The following is a 23122-nucleotide window of genomic DNA, read 5'->3' as shown; positions in this document are numbered from 1 at the left end:
TCCTTGGCGTGATTGACGAGCAGACCGACAAGCCCCGTAGCTCCTTCTGGAAGGAGCTGCCGATCCTGCTGGGTGTGGCGATCCTGGTCGCGGTGTTGGTCCGCGCCTTCGTGCTGCAGACCTTCTTCATCCCGTCCCCGTCCATGGAGAACACTCTCAAGATCGATGACCGGGTTTTGGTCAACAAGCTGGTCTACGACTTCCGGTCACCGCACCGCGGTGAGGTGATCGTGTTCAAGGCACCCACCGAGTGGAGCGGCAACCCCGACGGCGAGGACTTCATCAAGCGGGTGATCGGCGTCGGCGGCGACCACGTGGTCTGCTGCGACCCGCAGGAACGCCTGATGATCAACGGCAAGTCGCTCGACGAGCCGTACATCTTCTCGATCGACGGTGTCCAGGACAAGGCCGCCGACCAGGAGTTCGACATCACCGTGCCGAAGGGCCGGCTGTGGGTGATGGGCGACCACCGCTCGGCCTCCGGTGACTCGCTGGAGCACTGGCAACAGTCCGGGCAGAACATCACCGAGGCCACCATCCCCGAGGGCGAGGTGGTCGGGCGGGCGTTCACCGTCTTCTGGCCCGTCAGCCGGGCCACCTGGCTGACCGTGCCCGACCAGTTCGACGGCATTCCCAAGCCGTAGAAGCGGACGGGGCATGGGCGATCGGCCGCCCGTCTGGCAGGCTGGTGCGGTGACCGTGAGGAGTGAGAGCACGGGCCCGGAGGCCGCGAACAGCGCCCTCCGTGTCTGCACCCCTCGACGCGCGGCCCGGGTGCTGCTCGTCGACGCGGCCGGCCGGATCCTGCTGTTCCACGGCTTCGACCCGGTCCGCCCGGCGCACCGCTACTGGTTCACTCCGGGCGGCGGGCTCGACGAGGGGGAGTCGCCGGCGCGCGGGGCGGCCCGTGAGTTGGCTGAGGAGACCGGGCTACGGGTCGAGCCCGCCGAGCTGGGCGAGCCCGTCTGGTCGGACGAGACCGAGTTTCCGTTCGACGGCGGCTGGTACCGCCAGGAGCAGGACTTCTTCCTGCTCAGGGTGCCCGGGTGGCAGGTCGACACCATCGGTTTCACGGACATCGAGCAGCGCAGCATCGCCGGTCACCGCTGGTGGGCGCCGGCCGAACTGGCCGCCAGCGGCGAGCGGTACTACCCGCCCGAGTTGCCCGACCTGCTGGCCCGTCTCCTGCCGCCGGCTGGCGAGGCGTCGTGCTGACCCCGCCGCGTACCGTCGTGCGCCGGGAGGCCGGTCTGTACGCGTTGGAGCGCGCATTGCAACGGCGCGGCTTCCGGCACGTGGCCGGCGCCGACGAGGCCGGCCGAGGGGCGTGCGCCGGGCCGCTGGTCGCCGCCGCCGCCGTGCTCCCCGAGGGGCGACGCGGCGAGATCGACGGACTCGCCGACTCCAAGCTCCTCACCCCGGCCAGCCGGGAGCGGGTGTACGCCGAGGTCGTCGACCGCGCAGTCGCGTACGCCGTGGTGATCATCCCGGCGGAGGAGGTCGACGCCCGGGGGTTGCACGTGTGCAATCTGGCCGCGATGCGTCGGGCCCTCGCCTCGCTCACCACCCGACCGGAGTACGTGCTGACCGACGGCTTCGGCGTGGACGGCCTCGGTGTGCCGGGGCTCGCGGTGTGGAAGGGCGACCGGGTGGCCGCCTGTGTGGCCGCGGCCAGCGTCCTCGCCAAGGTGACCCGGGACCGGATCATGGTGGAGTTGGACGGGGTGTACCCGGCGTACGGCTTCGCCGAGCACAAGGGCTACATCACCCCGGAGCACAGCGCGACGCTGCGCGAGCACGGGCCGTGCCGGGAACACCGCTTCTCGTACGTCAATGTCGCCACGGTCTCCGGCCGCGACGGCCGGCCGCCGCGCGCCCGGCGGCCCGTCGACCCGGGCTCGGACGAGCCGATGGGGCACTCCCGCGCGTCAGGGGGTACCGTCGGCGTGGCGTTGGGCGAGCAGCCTCGGCCTTCGGCGCCGGTGGGGGAAGATGTGGTCATGGAAGGCGGAGTGCGATGAGCGCGGAAGATCTCGAGAAGTACGAGACCGAGATGGAGCTGCAGCTCTACCGGGAGTACCGCGACATTGTCCGCCAGTTCTCCTACGTGGTGGAGACCGAACGCCGGTTCTACCTGGCCAACCAGGTCGACCTGCACGTGCGCAACTCCGACGGCGAGGTCTACTTCGAGGTCGAGATGCACGACGCCTGGGTGTGGGACATGTACCGTCCTGCCCGCTTCGTGAAGAACGTCCGGGTGATGACCTTCAAGGACGTCAACGTCGAGGAGCTGGAGAAGCCGGACATCTCCCTGCCCGCCGACTCCGGCTTCGGCAACTGACCAACCGGTCGCCCCACGGCCCCCACCCGCGGCTGACCCACCGGTCACTCGGCCGGCACCACGACCTCGACGCGCTGCACCAGATTGTTGGCGAAACCGCCACGGTTCCACGGCTGCTCGACCGGCTGGGTCCGCCCGGACGCGTCGGTCGCCCGCGCGCTGAGCACGTACCGGCCGGGCGTCGCCGTCCACTCGTACCGCCACCGCCGCCAGGCGAACTCGCCGCCCGCCGGCGGGTCCAGCTCGGCCGGCGCCCAGCTCGCCCCGTCGTCGACGCTCACCTCCACCGCCACCACCGGCGCGTGCCCCGACCAGGCCCGACCGTCCACCGTGCACGGTCCTGCCCGCAGCACCCGACGGCGCGTCATGAAGTCCGGGAAGCCCGGCGGGCGGACCAGCGCACGCGGCTCGATCCGGGTGACCGCCTCGCCCGGGTCGTCGGCGTTGCGGCGCAGCCGGTAGGCGACCGCGTTCTGGTAGCCGTCGAACGGCGTCGTCCGGACGTCGATCGAGTGCAGCCACTTGACGTGCGCCATGCCGTACCAGCCCGGCACGATCAGCCGCAGTGGCGCGCCGTGCTGCGGCAGCAGGGGAGCCCCGTTCATCTCGTACGCCAGCAGCACCTCCTCGCGTAGCGCGTCGGCGATCGGCAGCGCCCGCTGGTAGTCCTGCTCGACACCCCGCTCGACACCGTGATCGGCGCCCGTGAAGACCACGTCGACCGCGTCCGCGCCCAGGCCCGCCTCGCGCAGCAGCGGCGCGAGTGGAGTGCCCGTCCACTCGGCGTTACCGACCGCCTCGACCAGCCACGGCTGACTCACCGGCCGGGGGTGCAGCAGGGCCCGACCGTTGCCGGCGCACTCCAGGGTGACCCGGTGGGTGACGCGGGGCCGCTCGCGCAGATCTGCCAGGGTGACGGTCGACGGCCGTTCGACCGCGCCGCCGATGGTCAGCGCGTGCGTGGCCGCATCCAGCTCCGGGATGTCGTAGTGGATCAGCAGGTAGTGCAACCCGGCCGGGGTGACGTCGTAGCGCAGCGCCTCCAGCGGAAGGCCGTGGTTACGGGCGGCGAGCTGCAACTCGTCGGCGCTGATCGCCTCGTCCGGTGCGGCGAGCCGCGACGGGCCGCTCACGTCGGCCACGCTCGGCCCCCGGTCGTCGACAGTGGTCATGCGGCCTCCCCGGTGCCAGACGACGCCACCCGCCGTACGCGGCCAGCCTAGGCCCTCTGCGGCCGTCTGCGGCCCTCCGGTGGTGGTGACCTGGTCCGGCGGACGCCGGGCTGGGGGGAGATCGCATAACAGATCATCGAGCCGCTGGGTGGTCGTCCACAGAGCCTCCGGTTGTCCACAGCTTCGACGCACGGGCTGGCGGACGAGCCGGTCTCGGTCGGAGGCTGCGGCCATGCGACCGCCACCTGTCGATCCGATCCGCCGTACGCTGCTGCTCTGCGTCGCGCTCCCGCTCGCACTGACCGTGCAGCTCTGCGGTCTGGCGGTGCTCGTCGCGTCGGTGCCCGGCCAGCCACCGACGCCGACCGTGCCGATCGCGTTCCAGGCTTCCGCCCCTGCGCCCGATTCCGCCGAGCGCTTCCGCTGGCCGCTCGACGGGCCACCGCGACTGGTGCGCCGCTTCGACCCGCCACCCCAGCCGTGGCTGCCCGGCCATCGCGGCGTCGACCTGGCCGCGCCGGCCGGAACCGTGGTCCGTAGCGCCGGGCCGGGCACCGTGCTCTTCGCCGGCCTGGTGGCCGGTCGACAGGTGGTCACCGTGGGGCACGCCGACAGGCTGCGGACCACCCACGAGCCGGTCCAACCCGCGGTACGCCCCGGTCAGGCAGTCGCCACAGGCGCGCCGCTGGGCGAACTGCTGCCCGGCCACCCGGGTTGCCCGGCAGACGCGTGCCTGCACTGGGGCCTGCGGCGGGGCGACGAATATCTCGACCCGCTGGCCCTGCTCGGCCTCGGCCCGGTGCGGCTGCTCCCGGTGCGCCCGGTCCGCTCGATCGGGGAAACGGGGTCAGCGCTGGGCGAGCAGCGCCGGCAGCCGCACGGCCAGCCGCTCGTACTCGTCGGCGCTGTTGTAGACCTGACCGGTGAGCCGCAGCCAGCCGCGACCGTCCCAGCTCATCACCGCGACCTCGGCGGCGAGCCGCGCGCCGATGCGCGTCTGCAACGCCCGCGCCGCGTCGATGGTGGTCGCCGTGCCGGCTGGCAGCGGGATGAGGCGCAGGGCAACCCCCGGTCCGCCGGGGTCGGGCAGATCGGTGGGGGGCACGCCGAGCGCGTCCCCCACGACCCGCTGGCCGTACGCGGCGAGCGCGGCGTTGTGCTGACGCACCCGATCGACGCCGAGGCTGCGCAGCGTGAACAGTCCCACCGGGGCGGCGAGCCACGAGGTGTAGTCGAGGGTGGCCTGCCATTCGATCCGAGTCGGAAAGCCCGTCTCCTGCTCCCACGACACGACCAGCGGTTCGATCCGCTCCCGCCACGGCGGGGCGACCGTCAGCAGGGCGGTGCCGCGCGGGGCGTACCCCCACTTGTGCAGGTTGCCCGCCCAGAAGTCGGCGCCGATGCTGGCGACCGTGGTGGAGAGCATGCCGGGGGCGTGTGCGGCGTCGACCAGGACCGGCACATCGCTCTCGTGGGCCACTGCCACGATGGCGGCGGTCGGGAAGAGCTTGGCGGTGGCGGAGGTGAGCTGGTCGACGACGAGCAGCCGGGTCCTCCCCGGGCGCAGGCCGGCCCGGATGGTCTGCACGATCTGCTCGTCGCTGGCGTCCAACGGGATCGGCAGGACCCGGCTCACCGCGCCGGTGCGGCGGCACTCCCGCGCGATGGCCAAACTGACCGCCCCGTACCCGTGGTCGGTACTGAGGATCTCGTCGTCAGGGCGTAGGCCCACCGACTGAAGCACCAGGGCGACGCCCGTGGTGGTGTTGCCGATCAGCGCGCTGCCCTCCGGGTCCGCGCCGAGGAACCCGGCGAGGTGCCGCCTGGTGTGCGCGATCCGGTCGACGAGCCCCTGGGTGAAGAAGCGCAGCGGGTTGGCCTCCATCTCGTCGCGCAGCCGCTGCTGGGCCCGCTGCACGCCGATCGGCACCGCGCCGAACGACCCGTGGTTGAGATGGCTGACCGCCGGGTCCAGGGAGAAGAGCAGGCGGGCGCCCGGAATCGGCTCGGGGGGCTGCGGGGCACTCACCCGATGATCGTAACCGTCGAGTCGTCCCGACCTTCGGTCCTCGATCAGGCGCGGGGATGGGCCTGCCGGTAGGCGGCGCGCAGCCGCTCCACCGAGACGTGCGTGTAGATCTGCGTACTGGCCAGCGACGAGTGGCCGAGCAGTTCCTGCACGGCGCGCAGGTCGGCCCCGCCCTCCAGCAGGTGGGTGGCGGCGGAGTGGCGCAGCCCGTGCGGGCTGGTCCGGGGCAGGCCGGCGGCCTCGGCGTACCTGCCGACGATCTGACGGGCGCTGGTCGGATTGAGCCGACCGCCACGGGCTCCGAGCAGCAGCGCGCCCCCCGAACGCGGGACGACCAGCGCGGGACGGCCCTGCCGCAACCACTCGTCGAGCGCACGCTGCGCCGGCACCCCGTACGGCACCGACCGCTCCCGACCGCCCTTGCCGAAGACCCGGACCACCCGTCGGCCGTGGTCGACGTCCTCGACGTCCAGCCCGCACACCTCGCTGACGCGTACGCCGGTGGCGTAGAGCAGTTCCAGCAGCGCCCGGTCGCGCAGGACCACCGCCGCGTCGGCCGCCCCTGCCGTCGTGGGGTCTCCGCCCGGGGTGGACTCCGTCGTGGGCGTGCCGGTTGCGACCGCCGGGTGCCGGGGTGGTGCATCGAGCAGCGCGGCGGCCTGGTCGGCGCGCAGGACGCTGGGCAGTTCCCGGTGCGCGCGAGGGCTGGCCAGTGCGGCGCCCACGTCGGTGGGGAGCAACCCGGCGCGGTGTGCCCACGCGCTGAACGCCCGTGCCGAGGCGGCTCTGCGTGCCAGTGACGTACGGGCGGCGCCGATGGTCCGCTGTCGGGCCAACCAGCTCCGCAGCACCGACAGGTCCACCTCGCACAGTTCTCGGCAACCCATCCGGACGGCGTGGTCGAGCAACGCGACCACGTCGGTGACGTACGCGCGGACGGTGTGCGTCGACCGGTTGCGGACCTGGGACAGGTGCGCGGCAAAGTCGTCGACCGCGTCGCGGAACGCGGGCGGCAACTCCTGGTGGGTGGCCCGGGTGCCCCGGGAGGCCCGGCTCACGGCCGCCGCGCCGACGGCGGCTTTGCGGTGGCTACACCCCCACGGACAGTTGGCACGGCACCAGCGTACGGCTCTACCGGCGATCGGCCGGACCCTTGGGCTTGTCGAGAGGAGCGAGGGCGTAGCCGTCGTCACGTCGTACCACCATGGACAGCGCTTCGAGTAGCGACAGCTTGCGGAGGGCGGTGCGCACGTCCAGGCCCGCTCGGGCGGCGAGGGCGTCCACACCCCGTGCGCCCCGGCGGGGCAACGCCTCCAGCACCGACCGGGCGTCGTCGTCCAACGCGTCCGTCGGCCGCTGCGGGCCACGGGCCAGCGGAGCCAGGTCCGCACCGATGCGACCCACCTCCTCGAGTACGTGTGCGACCCCGGTGACCAGCCGAGCCCTGGGGTTCTCGCGCAGTAGCTCGTGCGCGCCGACGGACATCGCCGAGGTCACCGGCCCGGGCACCACCATGGCCACCCGGCCGGTGAAGATGGCACGCCGGGCCGTCTGCGTCGCGCCGCTGCGCGCCGACGCCTCCACCAGGACGGTGCCCAGCGTGCCGCCCGCGATCACCCGGTTGCGGATCAGGAACCGGGGCCGCAGCGGCTCGGCACCGGGCGGCCACTCACTGACCAGCAGGCCCGTATCGGCGATCCGGTCGAAGAGGGCCGTGTTGCCCATCGGGTACGGCCGGTCCACCCCGCAGGCCAGCACCGCCACCGTCAGCCCGTCGGCGTTCAGGGCGCCCCGGTGGGCGGCGGCGTCGATCCCGAAGGCGCCACCGGAGACAACCGTCCAGTCCCGCTCGGCCAGCCCGTATCCCAGATCGGTGGCCACGTGTTGGCCGTAGCCGGTGGCAGCCCGCGCGCCGACCACGGCCACCGAGCGGTCCAGCGCCTCGCCGAGCGGCCACGCGCCACGTACCCAGAAGCACAGCGGGGGCGCGGTCTCCGCGTCCACCCGGCGGCTCAGGTCCGGAAGTCGCAGGCTGGTGAGATCGGCCACCCGGGCCGGCCACTCGTCGTCGTCCGGTGTGACCAGACGTGCGCCGAGCCGATCTGTCCGGTCCAGGGCCTCGGCCGCCACGGCACGAGCGTCGCCGGCGGACATCCGAGCGGCCACGGCGGCGGACAACCGCCGGTCGGGGCTGCCGCCGTCGAGCAACAGATCCAGCGTCGCCACCGGCCCCAGCCGTTCGACCAACCGGTACACCGTTCTCGTGCCCGGCTCGGCCAGCCAGGTCAACGCCACGCGGGCCAGCCTGCTCTCCTCGTCGGCGCTCATGCCGTCTCTCCTGTCCGTAGCTGGGTCGCCTCTCGTACGTCGTCGCAGTCCGGCCGATCCCGGCCGTCCAGATCCGCGATCGTCCAGGCCATTCGGATCACCCGGTCGAAGCCCCGCGCCGAGAGCGAGCCGGAGTCGAGCCGGCCGCGCAACTCGGCGGTGACCAGTGCCGGTAGCCGCCATGGCGGGCGGCGCAGGAGTGGACCGTCCACCTCGGCGTTGAGGCGTCGTCCGAGGCCGGCCCAGCGGGTGGCCGCCGCGCTGCGGGCCGCCGCGACCCGGGCGGCGACCGTGGCCGAGGACTCCGCGTCGCCACCGGATGCCATCAGCTCCGCCGCACGTACGGGCATCAACCGCACCTGCACGTCGATCCGGTCGAGCAGCGGCCCGGAGAGGCGGCCCAAATAGCGGCGGCGGACCAGCGGCGAGCACTCGCAGTACGCGTCGCCGGACGGCTTCGCGCAGGGGCACGGGTTGGCGGCCAGCACCAGTTGGGTCCGGGCCGGGTACTCGGTGCCGCCCCCGCTCCGGCTCAACAGGATGCGACCGTTCTCCAGCGGCTGGCGCAGCGCCTCCAGCGCCCCCTTGCTGAACTCCGGCGCCTCGTCCAGGAACAGCACCCCGCGGTGCGCCAGGGACACCGCTCCGGGGCGGGCCAACCCGGAACCGCCGCCGACGAGGGACGGGATCGTCGCCGTGTGGTGAGGTGCCTGGAACGGCGGGCGGCGCAGGAGTCGACCGCCCGGCGGCAGCAGCCCGGCGACCGAGTGCAGAGCGGTCACCTCCAGCGCAGCGTCGTCGTCCAACTCGGGCAGGAGTGACGGCAGCCGCTCGGCAAGCATCGTCTTGCCGGCGCCCGGAGGGCCGAGCAGCGCGATGTGGTGCCCACCTGCCGCGGCGACCTCCAACGCCCGACGACCCAACTGCTGCCCGGCGACCTCGGCGAGGTCGGGGCCGCCGAGAACCGGTGCCGGGGCGTCCGGGGGTGGTTCGATGAGCGGGCTGCCGTCGCGCACGAAGGCGACCAGGCGGTGCAGCGTGTCCACCGCCCGCACCCGTACGCCGGGGATGACCGCGGCCTCGGCCGCGTTGCCGGTCGGCACGATGACCCGTTCGATGCCGGCCCTGGCCGCGGCGGCGACCATCGGCAGCACACCGCGCACCGGCCGGACCGTGCCGTCGAGGCCCAACTCGCCGAGAACCACGACCCCCTCCAGCGGGAGCAGCGGCAGCTCGCCCGACCCGCCCAGCAGCGCGGCGGCGATGGCCAGATCGAACGCCGAGCCGAACTTCGGCAGCGTGGCCGGCAGCAGGTTCAACGTGATGCGCCGGTTCGGCCAGCGTTGGCCGGAGTTGACCACGGCGGCCCGGACCCGGTCGCGGGCCTCGTGCAGGGCCGTGTCCGGCAGGCCGGAGATCACCACCGCCGGCAGGCCGGCGGCCAGGTCCGCCTCGACCTCGACGAGGTGGCCGGTGACGCCGACCAACCCCACGCAGAGGACCTTCGCGTAGCTCATGGCGCGTCGCCGATGCGTCGGTGGCGCATCTCAGAACGCGCCCTTGACGTGGTCGACCTGCGCGGGACCGGCGGTGGGCAGCCGCACCGACAGCACGTCGAACCGCACCTCGGCGGCGCTCGTGCCGGTCTCGGCGAGCCAACGCGCGGCGAGCCCGCGCAGGCGGCGGGCCTTGGAGGGCACGACAGCCTCGGCCGGCGTGCCGAAGGTGTCGCCCCGACGGGTCTTCACCTCGCAGAACGCGAGCACCGGTCCGTCCCAGGCGATGATGTCGATCTCCCCGTCCGGGCAGCGCCAGTTCCGGACGATCGGGTCTAGTCCCGCCTCGCTCAGGTGCCGGGCGGCGCACCGCTCGCCGTACGCGCCGACCGCCTGGTTCCGCTTCGTCATGGCCGCGACGGTGCCCGGTCGAGTGCGCACGCCGCGACCCCGCCGCGCCCCGCCTGTGGATGACGGTCGTTCTGTGGACAACCGGACGATCAAGCCCCTGCTGTGCTACGACGCGGAGTGGGCGGTGGGGTCGACCAACCCTGCCGGGCCGAAATGGCGCGGGCACGGCCCCGTCGCATACGGTGCCTGACGTGGACGGACGACGGAGCTTTCCGGAAGATCAGGAGCCGCGCTGGCACCCCGACGAGCGGGGCCGCGGTTACGGCGAGCCCGAGTGGCGCGGTACGGGTGAACCGCGATACCGCGACGGCGATATCCCCGAGCAGCGTGGCATCGAGGACGGACGCTCCGTCGAGGACACCGGCGTCGGCCGACGCCGTGAGCCGGACCCCACCCGCTTCGGTGGTGCGTCAGAACCCGACTCGGGTCGTTTCGGCGCGGTGGACGCGGGTCGCTTCGGCGGTGCCCCGGAACCGGACTCCGGGCGGTTCGGTGCCGTCGAGGCGCAGCCGGGGCGGTTCGGCGTCGGGGAGGCAGATTTCGGGCGCGTCTCCGACCCGCTGGGTGACGCCCGCACCGACGCGGACGGTTACCGGACGACGCGCTCACGCAGGGCGGATCGGGATCCCTCGGAGATCTCCGGTGAGCTGCCCGGCCGCCGGGCCGCCCGAGAGCCACTGGCCATGACGACGCCGGACACCGTCCGAGACACCGTGTCGACCACCGCCCGGGACACCGGGCTGGTGACCGGCGGCAACGTCGGCCCGGCCCCCACCGGGGACGTCGGGCCGGCGGTCGCTCTGCTCGGTGGGCCGGGCCTGCCCGGGGAGCAGAGCCAGCCCGTCCCGCTGGCCGAGCAGAGCCGGCCCGCCCTGCTCGCCGGATACCCGATCGTCGAGCCGACCCGGGGCGGCAGCGGGGAGCACCCGCATCCGCTGGAGATGCCGACCGGCCCGATGCCGGGGATCGGCCCCCGCACCGACCCGACCGGGGGCGACGCACCGGCGTACCCTCCGGCGCCGGACGGTGTCTACCGGACCCGCCGGCCGGCGTTGGCGGCCCTCTTCGCCCTGCTGGCGTTGATCTTCGAGATCCCCGCGCTGCGGGTGTTGCTGGCCGGCGTGACGGGTGACCCGGTGGACGCGGGCAACGTCGTGGTGGGCATCTGCCTGGTCGCCGGGCTGCCGATCTTCGCAACCGGGCTGTACCGGCTCAGGACGGGCGGACTCGCGCTCTCCGACAGTGGTCGGGGTTGGCTGCGCCCTCCCACGGCGTACCTGACTGTCGGTCTCGTGCTCTTCGTCGCCGCGGCGCTCGCCGCCGGCTGACCCGCCGCGCGGCACCCCGGCACGGTGGAACCGGGGAGGGGCGTACACTGGCCAACTGGCGACCGCCTTGCGCGGTCGACCTCGCGCGCCCTCTTCACGAATCGTCGTGTAGCGACGGCCTCCCTGGTCCCGATCTTGATCGGGTCCACCATGGGCCGGCGACCAGGCGCCAGGACGCCCGGCCACCGGCCGGGCGTGACAACCAGGGATCTTGAGGAGTACCCACACCATGGCCGTCGTGACCATGCGTCAGCTGCTGGAGAGCGGTGTCCACTTCGGGCACCAGACCCGGCGCTGGAACCCGAAGATGAAGCGCTTCATCATGACCGAGCGCAACGGCATCTACATCATCGACCTGCGCCAGACTCTCGACTACATCGAGAAGGCGTACGAGTTCGTGCGTGGGACCGTCGCGGAGGGTGGCAGCATCCTCTTCGTCGGCACCAAGAAGCAGGCCCAGGAGGCCATCGCCGAGCAGGCGACGCGGGTCGGTCAGCCGTACGTCAACCACCGCTGGCTCGGTGGCATGCTGACCAACTTCCAGACCGTGTACAAGCGGCTCCAGCGGATGAAGGAGCTGGAGGGCCTGGGTGACCTCAGCGGCACTGCCGCCGGTTACACCAAGAAGGAGACCCTGCAGCTCTCCCGCGAGAAGATCAAGCTGACCCGCACGCTGGGTGGTCTGCGGGACATGCAGAAGCTGCCGGCCGCCGTCTGGATCGTCGACACCAAGAAGGAGCACATCGCCGTCGACGAGGCCCGCAAGCTGGGCATCCCGGTGATCGCCGTCCTCGACACCAACTGCGACCCGGACGAGGTCGACTTCCCGATCCCGGGTAACGACGACGCCATCCGCTCGGCCGAGCTGCTGACCAAGGTCGTCGCCGCCGCCGTCGCGGACGGTCTGATCGCGCGTTCCGGCCGTCGCCGGGGCAACGACGAGAAGCCCGAGGGTGTCGCGAGCGACGAGCCGCTGACCGAGTGGGAGCGCGAGCTGCTCGAGCCGAAGAAGGCTGACGAGTCGGCCGCCCCGGCCGAGCAGCCGGCCGCTGCCGCCACCGAGCAGCCCGCCGCCACCGAGGAGTCGGCGCAGGCCGCCACCGAGCAGCCGGCGGCCGCCACCGCGGAGTGACCGTACCGTCGCCGCCCGCCGTCCGTTTTCACGAACGGCGGGCGGCGACGGTACGACGGGCAGGTTCCGCCCGAATCCGGGTAACCGGCACCTCTGACCATCCACACGCCGACTCAACATCGAAGAGAGAGCCATGTCCCAAATCACCGCCGCGGACGTCAAGAAGCTCCGCGACCTCACCGGCGCCGGCATGATGGACAGCAAGAAGGCGTTGACCGAGGCCGAGGGCGACTTCGACAAGGCCGTCGAGATCCTGCGCGTCAAGGGCGCGAAGGACGTCGGCAAGCGGGCTGGCCGTACGGCCGCCAACGGTCTGGTCGCACACTCCGGCAAGGCGCTGCTCGAGCTCAACTGCGAGACCGACTTCGTCGCCAAGACCGAGTCGTTCATCGCGCTGGCCCAGCAGCTGGTCGAGCACGGTGAGCGTTCCGGCGTGAACAACGCCGAGGAGCTGCTCGCCAGTGAGCTCGACGGCAAGGTCGTCGCGGACCTGATCCAGGAGCAGTCCGCCAAGATCGGCGAGAAGCTGGTCCTCAACCGCTTCGCCAAGGTCGAGGGCACCACCGCGGTCTACCTCCACCGCAAGGCGCAGGACCTGCCGCCGGCCGTCGGCGTGCTGGTGTCGTACACCGGCAAGTCCGACGAGGCGGGCGACGCCGACGCCCGCGGCGTCGCGATGCAGATCGCCGCGATGCGGCCGAAGTACCTCAGCCGCGACGAGGTTCCGGCCGAGGTCGTCGAGTCCGAGCGGCGCATCGCCGAGCAGACCGCCCGCGAGGAGAACAAGCCCGCGGCGGCCCTGCCGAAGATCGTCGAGGGTCGGGTGAACGCCTTCTTCAAGGACTACGTCCTCGTCGAGCAGGCGTCGGTTGCCGACAACAAGAAGTCGGTGAAGCAGGTGCTGGCCGAGGCCGGCATCGAGGTCACCAGCTTCGTGCGGTTCGAGGTCGGCCAGGCCTGAGCCGCCACCCGGGCGCCGCGCGCGCCCGTGGGCGCAAGACGTCGACGAGGAGGCCGCCGGTGTACGTGACAGGCACCGCGGCCTCCTCGTCACATAGGGTCGGCAGCGGCAGGTTCGCGGTATCGCGTCGCCCGAGGGCGTGCGCGTGGGGAAGGCGGGGCGGATGACGCAGGTTGTGAGTGACCGGACTCTGGCGATGGACGATCCGACGGCACCGCCGCCCGGGCGGGCCCGTCGGGTGGTGCTGAAGCTCTCCGGTGAGGTGTTCGGTGGCGGCGCGATCGGCGTCGACCCGGACGTCGTACAGGCCATCGCCCGCCAGATCGCCACCGTGGTCCGCCGCGGCGTGCAGGTCTCGGTGGTTGTCGGCGGGGGCAACTTCTTCCGCGGCGCGGAGCTGCAGAAGCGCGGCATGGACCGCGCTCGCGCCGACTACATGGGCATGCTCGGCACCGTGATGAACTGCCTCGCGTTGCAGGACTTCCTGGAGAAGGAAGGCATCGAGACGCGGGTGCAGAGCGCCATCACGATGGCCCAGGTCGCCGAGCCCTACATTCCGCTGCGGGCGATCCGGCACCTGGAGAAGGGCCGCGTGGTCATCTTCGGCGCCGGCGCCGGTATGCCGTACTTCTCCACCGACACGGTGGCCGCCCAGCGGGCGCTGGAGATCCGGGCCGACGTGGTGCTCATGAGCAAGAACGGCGTCGACGGCGTCTACACCGCCGACCCGCGGATCGACCCCACCGCCAGCAAGCTCGACTCGATCACCTTCTCCGAGGTGCTGCGCCGCAACCTGCGGGTGGCCGACGCGGCGGCGTTCAGTCTCTGCATGGAGAACGGCCTGCCGATGCTGGTCTTCGGTGCGCAGGGTGACGACACCATCATCCGCGCGGTGGGTGGCGACAAGATCGGCACCCTGATCACCGCGTGAGCCGGACGACTTTCAGCAGAGCCCACCACGAGCACAGAAGGAGGCGAGGAGACCGGTGATCGACGACACCCTCCTCGAGGCCGAGGAGAAGATGGAGCGTGCGGTTGAGCACGCCAAGGAGGAGTTCGGCGCGATCCGTACCGGTCGCGCCAACGCCGCCATGTTCTCCAAGGTCATCATTGACTACTACGGCACTCCGACGCCGTTGACCCAGATGGCGTCCATCGCGGTCCCCGAGCCGCGGATGGCCATCATCAAGCCTTACGACAACTCGCAGATCAACGCGATGGAGAAGGCGATCCGCGACTCGGACCTCGGGGTCAACCCGAACAACGAGGGCAACCAGCTGCGCATCCTGCTCCCGCAGATGACCGAGGAGCGCCGCCGCGACATGATCAAGGTGGCCCGGCACAAGGGCGAGGAGGCCAAGGTGGCCATCCGGAACGTCCGCCGCCGCGCCAAGGAGGAGCTGGACCGGATCGTCAAGGACGGCGAGGCCGGCGAGGACGACGGCCGCCGCGCCGAGAAGGAACTCGACGACCTGACGCAGCGCTACGTCGCCAGCATCGACGACCTGGTCAAGCACAAGGAGACCGAGCTGCTGGAGGTCTGACCACCACCGCTCGCCACGACGAGGCCCGACCCGATCAGCGGGGCGGGCCTCGCCCCCTTTCCCGGTCGGTCCCGTCGCGCTGAACCAGCGCGTGGCGGGGGCAGCCCACCTCATGCGCGCCCTTTGCTCTGCTTCAACCGGGGCAACACCTCGTGTCCGGTATCCGGACATCGACTGTCGCCTCCGCTGAAGCAGTGCAAAGGGTGCGCATGAGGGGGTCGGCTCCCGGACGGGTGCCCCGAAGGGGCTGGGCCATCGTCCACCTCGCCCCGGCGGCGTGTGCAGTAGGCTCGGCAGGATTCCCGGCCACCGGGTGGTGCACACCGGGGATCCACCGACCGTCGCGGCGGTCGGGCCCGAGGAACACAGTCGCGCTTGTAGGGGATGCTTGTGGTCTTGCGTCATGTGGTGGCACTCGCGCTCCAACACGGTGCGTGATGTCCCACCCCGACCCCTACAGTGGCGAGCCGCGCGGCTGGGACCGACCGGAACACCCGGTCGCCCTGCCCTGGCCCGAGCAGGAGCTGGAGGCCGGCCAGTGGAGCCGCCGTCCGGCCGCCGGGCCTGAGCTGTACGCCGAGCCTCGGGCCCGGGCGTACGCCGAGCCGCAGCCAGCGGACCCGTACGACGAGCGGGGCCGTACCGTCCGCCCGAGCGACCGCGACCGTTACGACGACCGCGACCGTTACGACGACCGCGACCGTTACGACGACCGCGACCGTTACGACGACCGCGACCGTTACGACGACCGCGACGCCGCGCCACGGTACGACGATCGTGACGCCGCGCCGCGCTACGACGACGATGCCGGTTACCCGACCGCGCAGCTCGCGCCCATCGGCGCCGAGATCCTGCCGGACGACGAGCCGGTGGATGACCCGGAGCCGCCGACGGGTCGGCGACCGAAGGGCCGCCGTAGGGCCAGCATCGACCGACCGGCGACCCAGCAGGTGGGTACCGGGCGGGCCGGTCGCAACCTGCCGGCGGCCATCGGTGTGGGCCTCGCCCTCGGCGCGCTGATCGTGGTGCCGTTGGCCGTGTACCCGCCGGCGTTCCTGCCGGTGATCGCCGCCGCCGTCGCCATCGGGATCTGGGAGATGGCCCGGGCGGTGCGCCGCAGCGGCGCCCACCCGCCACTGGTGCCGCTGATCGCCGGTGGTGTCCTGACCGTGGGTCTGGCCTGGTTCGCGGGTCCGGACGCGCTCAGCCTCGGGCTGTTGGTGACGGTGCTCGGCACGATGATCTGGCGGTTGGGTGACGGCCCGGCCGGCTTCCAACGGGATCTCACCGCCGCCACCCTGATCGCTGTCTACGTGCCGTTCCTCGCCGGTTTCGCGGCGATGCTGGCGGCGGCGCCCGACGACGGCCGGCTGCGCATCCTGGCCACGCTGATCGCGGTGGTCCTCTCCGACACCGGTGGGTACGCGGCCGGTGTCCGCTTCGGCCGGCACCCGATGGCGCCGTCGATCAGCCCGAAGAAGTCCTGGGAGGGTTTCGCCGGCTCGGTCACCGCGGCGGCTCTGGGCAGTGCCCTGCTGCTGTGGTTGATGTTCGATCTGGCTCCCGGGTGGGGGGCGGTGTTCGGGGTGGCCATCTCCTGCGCGGCGGTCCTCGGCGACCTCGCCGAATCGATGATCAAGCGGGACCTCGGGATCAAGGACATGAGCAACCTGCTGCCCGGGCACGGTGGCCTGATGGACCGGCTGGACTCGATCCTGTTCGCCGTGCCCACCGCGTACCTGTTGCTGGTGATCTTCGTGCCGGTGGCGGGGTGAGGCATGCAACACCATGGCCCGAGCAGTGCCGACCCACGGCGGGGGCCGGTTCGACACCTCCGGACAGGTGCCGACCACCGGAGGCGTGACACACTGGACCAGCCATGACGAGTCTGCCGCTGATCCCCGCCATCTCGGACGCCCCGACCGCACGCCGGGCCTCCATGCCGCCGCAACACCTGGCCGACCTGGACCTGGCCGGCCGCCAGGCGCTGGTCGCCGGGCTGGGTGAGCCCCAGTTCCGTGCCAAGCAGATCTCCAACCACTACTTCGGGCGGCTGGTACGCGACCCGCAGGCGATGACCGATCTGCCCGCCGCGACCCGTGCGCGGCTGGCCGACGAGTTGCTGCCCACGTTGCTCACCCCGGTGCGCGAGCTGGCCTGCGACGACGGCGCGACCCGCAAGGCGCTCTGGAAGCTGCACGACGGTGCGTTGGTGGAGAGCGTGCTGATGGGCTACCCGGACCGGGTCACGGTCTGCATCTCCAGCCAGGCGGGCTGCGGCATGGCCTGCCCGTTCTGCGCCACCGGCCAGGCCGGGCTGACCCGCAACCTGTCCACGGCCGAGATCGTCGACCAGGCGGTCTACCTGGCGGGGGTGGCGGCCTCCGGTGCCGTCGCCGGTTCACCGCCGCGCCTGTCGCACGTCGTGTTCATGGGCATGGGCGAACCGCTGGCCAACTACAACCGGGTCATCGCGGCGATCCGTCGGCTGGTCAGTCCCGCCCCCGAGGGGCTGGGCCTCTCCCAGCGGCACATCACCGTTTCCACGGTCGGCCTGGTTCCGGCCATCCGCCGACTGGCCAGCGAAGACCTCTCTGTGACCCTTGCGTTGTCGTTGCACGCGCCCGATGATGATCTGCGCGACGAACTCGTGCCGGTGAACCAGCGCTGGAAGGTAGCCGAGGTGCTGGACGCAGCGTGGGACTATGCCGCCCGGACGGGCCGTCGCGTGTCCATCGAGTACGCAATGATCAAGGACGTGAACGACCAGCCGTGGCGAGCTGACCTGCTCGGGCGGCTGTTGGCCGGCAAGTTGACACATGTGAATCTCATCCCGCTCAATCCGACGCCGGGCAGCCGCTGGGACGCGAGCCCGAAGCCGGTCGAGCGGGAGTTCGTCCGGCGCTTGCGCGATGCGGGAGTTTCCACCACCGTACGGGACACCCGGGGTCGCGAGATCGACGGCGCGTGTGGCCAGCTCGCCGCCGCCGAGGACACCGACACCTTCACCGACCGCGCCGGAGAGGCACCGGCGTGACCGGGCGTGGCGAACGACACCAGGAGACATAGTGGCGAGTCAGGGTCAGCGTTTCCGGCGCAAGGCGGTTCGCCGGGGATACAAGGTCGACGAGGTGGATGCCTTCCTCGACCGGGTCGAGGCGACGCTCGACGGCCGGCAGGTGGGCGCGCCCGTGGCTTCCCAGGAGGTCCACGACGTCGTCTTCCGGGTGCGGTTCAACGGCTACGACGAGTGGCAGGTCGACCTGCACCTGGACCGGGTCGAGCGACAGCTGGCCGAGTTGGAGGAGCGCAACAGCGCCGGCCGCGGCGGCGATCCTCGGATGGGTGACCGGATGGGCCCTCCGGACCGGATGGGTCCGCCGATGCGCGACGACCGTGGCGGCATGGTTCCGCAGCCGATGCCGCCCCGGCCGATGCCCGCCCAGGCCGGCCCGCCAGCCGACCGTTACGGCCGGTACGACGAGCCCACCGGCGCCTTCGCCGGCGGGTACGACGCCCCTCGAGGCGGCTACGACGCGCAGCGCGGCCCCGGCCCCGGTGGCCCCGGCCCGGGCCCGGGTGGTCCCGGCCCGATGGGGCCCGGCGGGCCGATGGGCGGACACGGCCTTCCGCCGCGTGGCCTGCCGGCCGGCCCGGGTGGCTACGGTCCGCCGGATGATCAGCGCATGCCGGGCGGTTACGGTCCGCCGGATGATCAGCGCATGCCGGGTGGCTACGGTCCGCCGGATGATCAGCGCATGCCGGGTGGCTACGGTCCGCCGGATGATCAGCGCATGCCGGGTGGCTACGGTCCGCCGGATGACCAGCGCAGGCCGGGCGGTTACGGTCCGCCGGATGACCAGCGCAGGCCGGGCGGTTACGGTCCGCCGGATGACCAGCGCACGCACGGCGGGTACGGCCCGCCCGACGGCCTGCGGACGCCCGGCGGCTACCCGCCTCCGGAGGAGCCCCGCTTCGACGGCTTCGAGGCGGGCCGACGTGCTCGCGCCGACATGACGGCCGAGATCCGGATGCCCGAGCGCGACCTGCGTGACCTGCGTCGTGGCCCGGCCGGCCCGCCCCCGATGCCGCAGCAGGGCATCGGTGGTCCGCCGATGGCAGGCCCGCCCGCCGTGGCCGGTCCGCCGATGGGTGGCCCGCCGATGGCCGGCCCGCCCGGCAGCGACCTGTACCGGGTCGACCAGATCCGTCGTAGGTTCCAGGTGCGTCGGTTCGGCAGTGGGTACGACCCGGACCAGGTGGACCAGTTCTTCGATTCCCTGCTCGGCGGCATGCAGCGGCGCAACCCGATGCCGGTCGACCCGAAGGACCTGGACACGCTCCGGTTCGGCCTGGTGCCCGGCGGCTACTTCGAGGCCGAGGTCGACGCCGCGCTCAAGGACGTGCAGGACATCCTGTTCGGGCGCTGAGCCCGACGCGTACACGAAACGAGGGCCCGTCCCCGAGTGGGGGCGGGCCCTCGTTTCGTGTCCTGACCGGTCGCCCGGCGGCCGGTCGATTCAGGAGCGCAGGCCGTTGCGCCGCAGTACGGCATCGCCGATCACGATGACCAGCAGCAGCGCGGCGAGGCCGATCAGCCAGATGTCCTCGACCCTGCCTTCGTGGTTGCCGCACAACGCCATGACGACCAGCGCCAGCGCGGACAGCGCGGCGCCGATGCGCCCCGACTTGCGGTGCCCGGGCTTGTGCTGGTCCGGCGACGTTACCGGCTCGCTTCCTGCCACTGTCGGTCCTTCCCTCGCGATCGGATCTTTGGTTAGTCTGGCACGCCTCCCGCGCGGGGCGGTGTGGTGGGGGTTTACCGGCCCTTCGGCCCTGCCCGCCCAGGCCGGACGGCACTACGGGCGTCGCGGGGCGGCGGTCAGACTCCCTCCGGTAGCGTTTGGCGTACACCTGATTGTCTGTTTGAGGGGGACTGTGCGGTGCGAGTGACCGGAACCGGGCACGCCAGCATGCGGATCGACACGGCCGCGGGCAGCATCCTGTGCGACCCGTGGGTCAACCCGGCCTACTTCGCCTCGTGGTTCCCCTTCCCGGACAATTCCCTGCTCGACTGGGAGACCCTGGGTCAGGTCGACTACCTGTACGTCTCCCACCTGCACCGGGACCACTTCGACGCGAAGCACCTGCGGGACCACATCTCCAAGGACGCCACCGTCCTGCTCCCCGAGTTCCCTACCTCGGAGATGGAGGACGAGTTCCGGGCGCTGGGTTTCACGAAGTTCCTCAAGGCCCCGAACGAGCAGGTCGTCGAGCTGGACGGCGGTCTGAAGATCATGATCCAGGCGCTGACCAGCCCCACCGACGGCCCGATCGGCGACTCCTCGCTCTGGGTCGAGTACGACGGTGTGCGGCTGCTCAACCAGAACGACGCCCGCCCGACCGACCTCAGCGTGTTCGCCGAGCTGGGGCACGTGCACGCGCACCTGCTCCAGTTCTCCGGTGCCATCTGGTACCCGATGGTCTACGAGCTGCCGCAGGCGGCGAAGACCGCGTTCGGCAAGCAGAAGCGTGACCGGCAGTTCGACCGGACCTGGCGGTACATCGACGACCTGAAGGCCGACCACGTCTTCCCGATCGCCGGTCCGCCCTGCTTCCTCGACGACGAGCTGTGGCAGTTCAACGACATCCACGGCGACGAGGGCAACATCTTCCCCGACCAGTCCGTCTTCCTGTCGGAGTACGCGAAGGTCGGCGGCACCAACGGGATCGTGCTGCTGCCGGGCAGCGTCGCCGAGGTCACCACCGAGGGCGCGAGCACCACCCACCCGGTGCCGGTGCAGGAGTTCTTCGCGAACAAGGTCGCCCACCTGGAGGAGATGCGGGAGCGCAAGCGCCCGGTCATCGAGGCGGAGAAGGCGTCCTGGCGGCACCCCGAGGTGGACGTCCTCGGCGAGATGAAGCGTCGGATCGAGCCGCTGCTCGACGAGTCGATCTACCTGGCCAAGGGGGTCGGCGGCCCGGTCCGCTTCGACCTGGTCGGTACCGACAGCTCAGGCGGGGAGACCCTTGAATCAATCGTCGTGGACTTCCCGGGTAAGGAGGTCCGGCCGTACGCGGACGAGAAGGTTCGCTACCGCTTCCGGACCGAGCGGTCGCTGATCGAGCACCTGCTCTTCATCGACGAGGTGGACTGGGTCAACTCGCTCTTCCTCTCCTGCCGGTTCTCGGCGGCCCGGATCGGCCAGTACAACGAGTTCGTCTACGCGTTCTTCAAGTGCCTCTCCGAGGAGCGCCTCCAGTACGCCGAGGGCTGGTACGACGAGCACGAGCGTTCCACCGACGCCGAGGACATCACGTTGGGCGACTGGGTGGTGCAGCGCCGTTGCCCGCACCTGAAGGCGGACCTGACCCGCTTCGGCATCGTCGAGGGTGACCAGCTCACCTGCCAGCTGCACGGCTGGCGCTTCGACCTGCCCAGCGGCCGCTGCCTGACCAGCGTCGGCCACAAGGTCCGCGCCCACCGCGTAGACGCGGAGACCCCGGCCCCGGCCGGGGAGGCCCTAACCTGACCCCTTCCGCCCGCGATCTTGCACTTTCCGTGGGTGCAAGGCCCCGCAATGCCCCCAGAACGGCGACCGAAAGTGCAAGATCGCGGGGAGGGGTGCGCGCGCGACGTGGCATCGGGAGCGGGGTGGGCTGCGGCCGTACGTGCATCGGGCCGAGGACGCCTCAACTACCCAGGTCCGCGAGGATCCGGCGGGCGGCGTTGTGGCCGGCGGCGCCGATGACGCTGCCGGCCGGGTGGCAGCCGGCGCTGCCCGCGTACACGCCGTCGATGCCGGTGGAGTACGGCATCCGGTCGGTGAACGAGACGGTGTTGTCGACGTGGTGGATGTGGCCGCCGCTGATGCCGAAGTGCGCCTCGATGCCCGGCGGAGGCAGCGGCACCGCGTCGGCGATCAGGTCGGCGGTGCCGGGGGCGTACCGTTCGACGATCTCGACGAGCCGGTCGACGTAGCCGGGCAGTTCCGCGTCCCAGGTGGTGCCGGTCAGCTCGTAGGGGACGGACTGCACGAACAGCGCCGACGAGTGGTGGCCGGCGGCGTCGGAGAGCGACGGGTCGACTGTGGTGTGCAGGTACCACTCGATGGTCGGCTCCGCGGGCAGCCGTCCCGCCTGCACGTCCGCCCACATCGTGCGCAGCGCGGTCATCGGCGAGGTGGTGTCGCCGCCGACCAGCGACGCGGAGCCGGGCAGCAGGTGGATGGTCGGCCCGAACGGGCTCGGCGCGTCGGGCGGCAGGCAGGAGAAGCGCGGCAGGCCGCTGAGCGCCAGGTTGAGCTTGAGGGTGGTGCCGGGCCGGCGGACCGCCGCCATCCGTGCGCCGAGTCGCGCCGGGAGCGCGCCGTCGGGCAACAGCTCCATCAGGGTGTACGGGTCACACGCGCCGAGCACCACCCGCGCTGCGACCTGCCGACCGTCGGCGAGTACGACACCGCTGGCCGCGCCGCCGTCGAGGGTCACCGCGCTGACCGGCGTACCCGTTGTGATGGTGGCTCCGGCGGCGCGTGCGGCGTCGGCGAACGTCCGTGCGACGGTGCCCATGCCGCCCTCGGCGATCATCCAGGTGCCGCCCGAGCCGGGCAGTCGGCACATGTTGTGCACCAGGAAGTTGTGACCCGTTCCCGGGTCGTCCGGGCCGGCGTTGAGGCCGGAGAGGCCGTCGGTGACGGCGTACATGCTGACCAGCAGTTCGGAGCGGAACTCGAAGCGGGCCAGGTAGTCGGCGACGGACCCCCGCACGAGGTCGACGAAGATCTGCCGCAGCGCCGGGCGGACGTGCCGTTCGGCGGTCTCCTCGGCGGTCAGGGGCTCGGTCAGCCAGGCGGGAGCGAGGTCGTCGCGCAGCGCGGCCAGTTCGGCCTGCATGTTGTCGTCGGCGGCCACGTCGGCGGGGGAGAAGAATTCGGCGAGCTGCGCCCGGGTGGCGGCGGTGTCACTGCCGAAGAGCAGGTACGGCGAGCCGAGGCCACCCGGCGTGGGCAGGAAGTAGTGCGGGTCGCGGCGCAACACCGGGATGCGGACGTCGAGCGTGGCGAGCAGTTCGGGTGGCATGAGCCCGAGCAGGTACGAACCGGTGGAGTGGCGCAGCCCGGGCACCTTCGGAAACGGGTTCTCGGTGCGGGTCGCGCCTCCGATCACGTCGGCGGCCTCCAGCACGAGGACGTCCAGGCCGGCGCGGGCCAGCAGGACTGCGGAGACCAGACCGTTGTGCCCGGCCCCAACGATCACCACGTCGGCCCGAGCCGGAATCTCACCACTCATGCCGCCGCAGCCTAGTCCCCCCACCGCCCCCCGTGACCCGTTGATCAAGAGGTTCGCGTCAGGAAACGCCGTCCAGATGACGCGAACCGCT

At 71.9% G+C, this 23122-nt stretch carries 21 protein-coding genes and 1 pseudogene; 14 read left to right on the top strand and 8 right to left on the bottom strand.

Annotated features, from left to right (window positions below; all coding sequences use genetic code 11):
* Positions 1-8 precede the first annotated feature (8 nt).
* From lepB to ACGFH9_RS15100, 4 genes are read left to right on the top strand one after another with little or no spacing between them, the layout of a single operon-like run.
* Positions 9-644 (top strand): signal peptidase I, encoded by a 636-nt coding sequence (lepB, locus tag ACGFH9_RS15115; protein ID WP_393219016.1) that lies wholly within the window; start codon positions 9-11, stop codon positions 642-644.
* 55 nt (positions 645-699) lie between these two features.
* A complete protein-coding gene (locus tag ACGFH9_RS15110; protein WP_393219055.1) occupies positions 700-1215 on the top strand; it encodes an NUDIX hydrolase in 516 nt (171 codons plus the stop codon).
* Entirely contained in the window at positions 1209-2021 is an 813-nt protein-coding gene (locus tag ACGFH9_RS15105; protein WP_393219014.1) for a ribonuclease HII, read from the top strand. The genes ACGFH9_RS15110 and ACGFH9_RS15105 overlap by 7 nt, the downstream gene beginning before the upstream one ends.
* Positions 2018-2341, top strand: a complete 324-nt coding sequence (locus tag ACGFH9_RS15100) for a DUF2469 domain-containing protein (RefSeq protein WP_018218957.1) — start codon at positions 2018-2020, stop codon at positions 2339-2341. Before ACGFH9_RS15105 ends, ACGFH9_RS15100 begins: the two co-directional genes overlap by 4 nt.
* A 44-nt stretch (positions 2342-2385) precedes the next feature.
* Here ACGFH9_RS15100 and ACGFH9_RS15095 read toward each other — a convergent pair whose 3' ends face one another.
* On the bottom strand, positions 2386-3513 hold the full coding sequence (locus tag ACGFH9_RS15095) for a sulfite oxidase (protein WP_393219011.1): 1128 nt from the start codon (positions 3511-3513) through the stop codon (positions 2386-2388).
* 232 nt (positions 3514-3745) lie between these two features.
* Here ACGFH9_RS15095 and ACGFH9_RS15090 point away from each other — a divergent pair.
* Positions 3746-4330: pseudogene (locus ACGFH9_RS15090) on the top strand (M23 family metallopeptidase); the annotation flags it as partial.
* Between the two features lie 30 nt (positions 4331-4360).
* Here ACGFH9_RS15090 and ACGFH9_RS15085 read toward each other — a convergent pair.
* The 5 genes from ACGFH9_RS15085 to ACGFH9_RS15065 form a co-directional block, all read right to left on the bottom strand.
* Positions 4361-5542 (bottom strand): aminotransferase class V-fold PLP-dependent enzyme, encoded by a 1182-nt coding sequence (locus ACGFH9_RS15085; RefSeq protein ID WP_393219008.1) that lies wholly within the window; start codon positions 5540-5542, stop codon positions 4361-4363.
* A 44-nt stretch (positions 5543-5586) separates the two neighbouring features.
* The gene (locus ACGFH9_RS15080; RefSeq protein WP_393219006.1) at positions 5587-6600 is read right to left on the bottom strand and encodes a tyrosine recombinase XerC; all 1014 of its coding nucleotides are present in this window, start codon (positions 6598-6600) and stop codon (positions 5587-5589) included.
* Between the two features lie 73 nt (positions 6601-6673).
* Positions 6674-7870, bottom strand: a complete 1197-nt coding sequence (locus ACGFH9_RS15075; protein WP_393219003.1) for a DNA-processing protein DprA — start codon at positions 7868-7870, stop codon at positions 6674-6676.
* A complete protein-coding gene (locus tag ACGFH9_RS15070; protein WP_393219000.1) occupies positions 7867-9387 on the bottom strand; it encodes a YifB family Mg chelatase-like AAA ATPase in 1521 nt (506 codons plus the stop codon). Before ACGFH9_RS15070 ends, ACGFH9_RS15075 begins: the two co-directional genes overlap by 4 nt.
* 30 nt (positions 9388-9417) lie before the next feature.
* A complete protein-coding gene (locus tag ACGFH9_RS15065) occupies positions 9418-9777 on the bottom strand; it encodes a YraN family protein (protein ID WP_393218998.1) in 360 nt (119 codons plus the stop codon).
* Between the two features lie 191 nt (positions 9778-9968).
* Here ACGFH9_RS15065 and ACGFH9_RS15060 point away from each other — a divergent pair, with 191 nt between their 5' ends.
* From ACGFH9_RS15060 to ACGFH9_RS15025, 8 genes are all read left to right on the top strand, one after another.
* Positions 9969-11105, top strand: coding sequence for a hypothetical protein (locus ACGFH9_RS15060; RefSeq protein WP_393218995.1), 1137 nt, complete (start codon positions 9969-9971; stop codon positions 11103-11105).
* Positions 11106-11334: 229 nt separating this feature from the next.
* A complete protein-coding gene (rpsB, locus tag ACGFH9_RS15055) occupies positions 11335-12237 on the top strand; it encodes a 30S ribosomal protein S2 (protein WP_393218992.1) in 903 nt (300 codons plus the stop codon).
* Between the two features lie 133 nt (positions 12238-12370).
* The gene (tsf, locus tag ACGFH9_RS15050; RefSeq protein ID WP_393218989.1) at positions 12371-13198 is read left to right on the top strand and encodes a translation elongation factor Ts; all 828 of its coding nucleotides are present in this window, start codon (positions 12371-12373) and stop codon (positions 13196-13198) included.
* 163 nt (positions 13199-13361) lie between these two features.
* Positions 13362-14129, top strand: coding sequence for a UMP kinase (gene pyrH, locus ACGFH9_RS15045; protein ID WP_110562390.1), 768 nt, complete (start codon positions 13362-13364; stop codon positions 14127-14129).
* A gap of 55 nt (positions 14130-14184) precedes the next feature.
* A complete protein-coding gene (frr, locus tag ACGFH9_RS15040) occupies positions 14185-14742 on the top strand; it encodes a ribosome recycling factor (protein ID WP_354856362.1) in 558 nt (185 codons plus the stop codon).
* Positions 14743-15179: 437 nt separating this feature from the next.
* Complete coding sequence (locus ACGFH9_RS15035; protein ID WP_393218985.1) at positions 15180-16517, top strand: phosphatidate cytidylyltransferase; 1338 nt, start codon at positions 15180-15182, stop codon at positions 16515-16517.
* A gap of 104 nt (positions 16518-16621) precedes the next feature.
* A complete protein-coding gene (rlmN, locus tag ACGFH9_RS15030) occupies positions 16622-17779 on the top strand; it encodes a 23S rRNA (adenine(2503)-C(2))-methyltransferase RlmN (protein ID WP_355233049.1) in 1158 nt (385 codons plus the stop codon).
* Positions 17780-17810: 31 nt separating this feature from the next.
* On the top strand, positions 17811-19172 hold the full coding sequence (locus ACGFH9_RS15025; protein ID WP_393218982.1) for a DivIVA domain-containing protein: 1362 nt from the start codon (positions 17811-17813) through the stop codon (positions 19170-19172).
* Between the two features lie 90 nt (positions 19173-19262).
* Here ACGFH9_RS15025 and ACGFH9_RS15020 read toward each other — a convergent pair whose 3' ends face one another.
* Positions 19263-19487, bottom strand: a complete 225-nt coding sequence (locus tag ACGFH9_RS15020; protein WP_393218979.1) for a DUF2631 domain-containing protein — start codon at positions 19485-19487, stop codon at positions 19263-19265.
* A gap of 198 nt (positions 19488-19685) precedes the next feature.
* Here ACGFH9_RS15020 and ACGFH9_RS15015 point away from each other — a divergent pair, with 198 nt between their 5' ends.
* Positions 19686-21275 carry a Rieske 2Fe-2S domain-containing protein gene (locus tag ACGFH9_RS15015; RefSeq protein ID WP_393218976.1) on the top strand — a complete coding sequence of 530 codons (1590 nt, stop codon included), beginning with the start codon at positions 19686-19688 and terminating at the stop codon, positions 21273-21275.
* A gap of 160 nt (positions 21276-21435) precedes the next feature.
* On the opposite strand, the gene ACGFH9_RS15010 is transcribed toward ACGFH9_RS15015, so the two are convergent.
* Positions 21436-23031 carry a phytoene desaturase family protein gene (locus ACGFH9_RS15010; protein WP_393218974.1) on the bottom strand — a complete coding sequence of 532 codons (1596 nt, stop codon included), beginning with the start codon at positions 23029-23031 and terminating at the stop codon, positions 21436-21438.
* Positions 23032-23122 lie beyond the last annotated feature (91 nt).

It is taken from the genome of Micromonospora sp. NPDC049102, assembly GCF_043197485.1.
In the GTDB taxonomy this organism is placed as follows: Bacteria; Actinomycetota; Actinomycetes; order Mycobacteriales; family Micromonosporaceae; genus Micromonospora.
This window is presented reverse-complemented; position numbering and strand designations above follow the sequence as displayed.

Excerpts from the sequence above, each read along its gene's own strand:
- ACGFH9_RS15100 (WP_018218957.1), top strand. The coding sequence starts at position 2,018 with ATGAGCGCGGAAGATCTCGAGAAGTACGAGACCGAGATGGAGCTGCAG.
- ACGFH9_RS15095 (WP_393219011.1), bottom strand. The coding sequence starts at position 3,513 with ATGACCACTGTCGACGACCGGGGGCCGAGCGTGGCCGACGTGAGCGGC.
- ACGFH9_RS15075 (WP_393219003.1), bottom strand. The coding sequence starts at position 7,870 with ATGAGCGCCGACGAGGAGAGCAGGCTGGCCCGCGTGGCGTTGACCTGG.
- ACGFH9_RS15070 (WP_393219000.1), bottom strand. The coding sequence starts at position 9,387 with ATGAGCTACGCGAAGGTCCTCTGCGTGGGGTTGGTCGGCGTCACCGGC.
- ACGFH9_RS15065 (WP_393218998.1), bottom strand. The coding sequence starts at position 9,777 with ATGACGAAGCGGAACCAGGCGGTCGGCGCGTACGGCGAGCGGTGCGCC.
- rpsB (WP_393218992.1), top strand. The coding sequence starts at position 11,335 with ATGGCCGTCGTGACCATGCGTCAGCTGCTGGAGAGCGGTGTCCACTTC.
- tsf (WP_393218989.1), top strand. The coding sequence starts at position 12,371 with ATGTCCCAAATCACCGCCGCGGACGTCAAGAAGCTCCGCGACCTCACC.
- pyrH (WP_110562390.1), top strand. The coding sequence starts at position 13,362 with ATGACGCAGGTTGTGAGTGACCGGACTCTGGCGATGGACGATCCGACG.
- ACGFH9_RS15035 (WP_393218985.1), top strand. The coding sequence starts at position 15,180 with ATGTCCCACCCCGACCCCTACAGTGGCGAGCCGCGCGGCTGGGACCGA.
- rlmN (WP_355233049.1), top strand. The coding sequence starts at position 16,622 with ATGACGAGTCTGCCGCTGATCCCCGCCATCTCGGACGCCCCGACCGCA.
- ACGFH9_RS15010 (WP_393218974.1), bottom strand. The coding sequence starts at position 23,031 with ATGAGTGGTGAGATTCCGGCTCGGGCCGACGTGGTGATCGTTGGGGCC.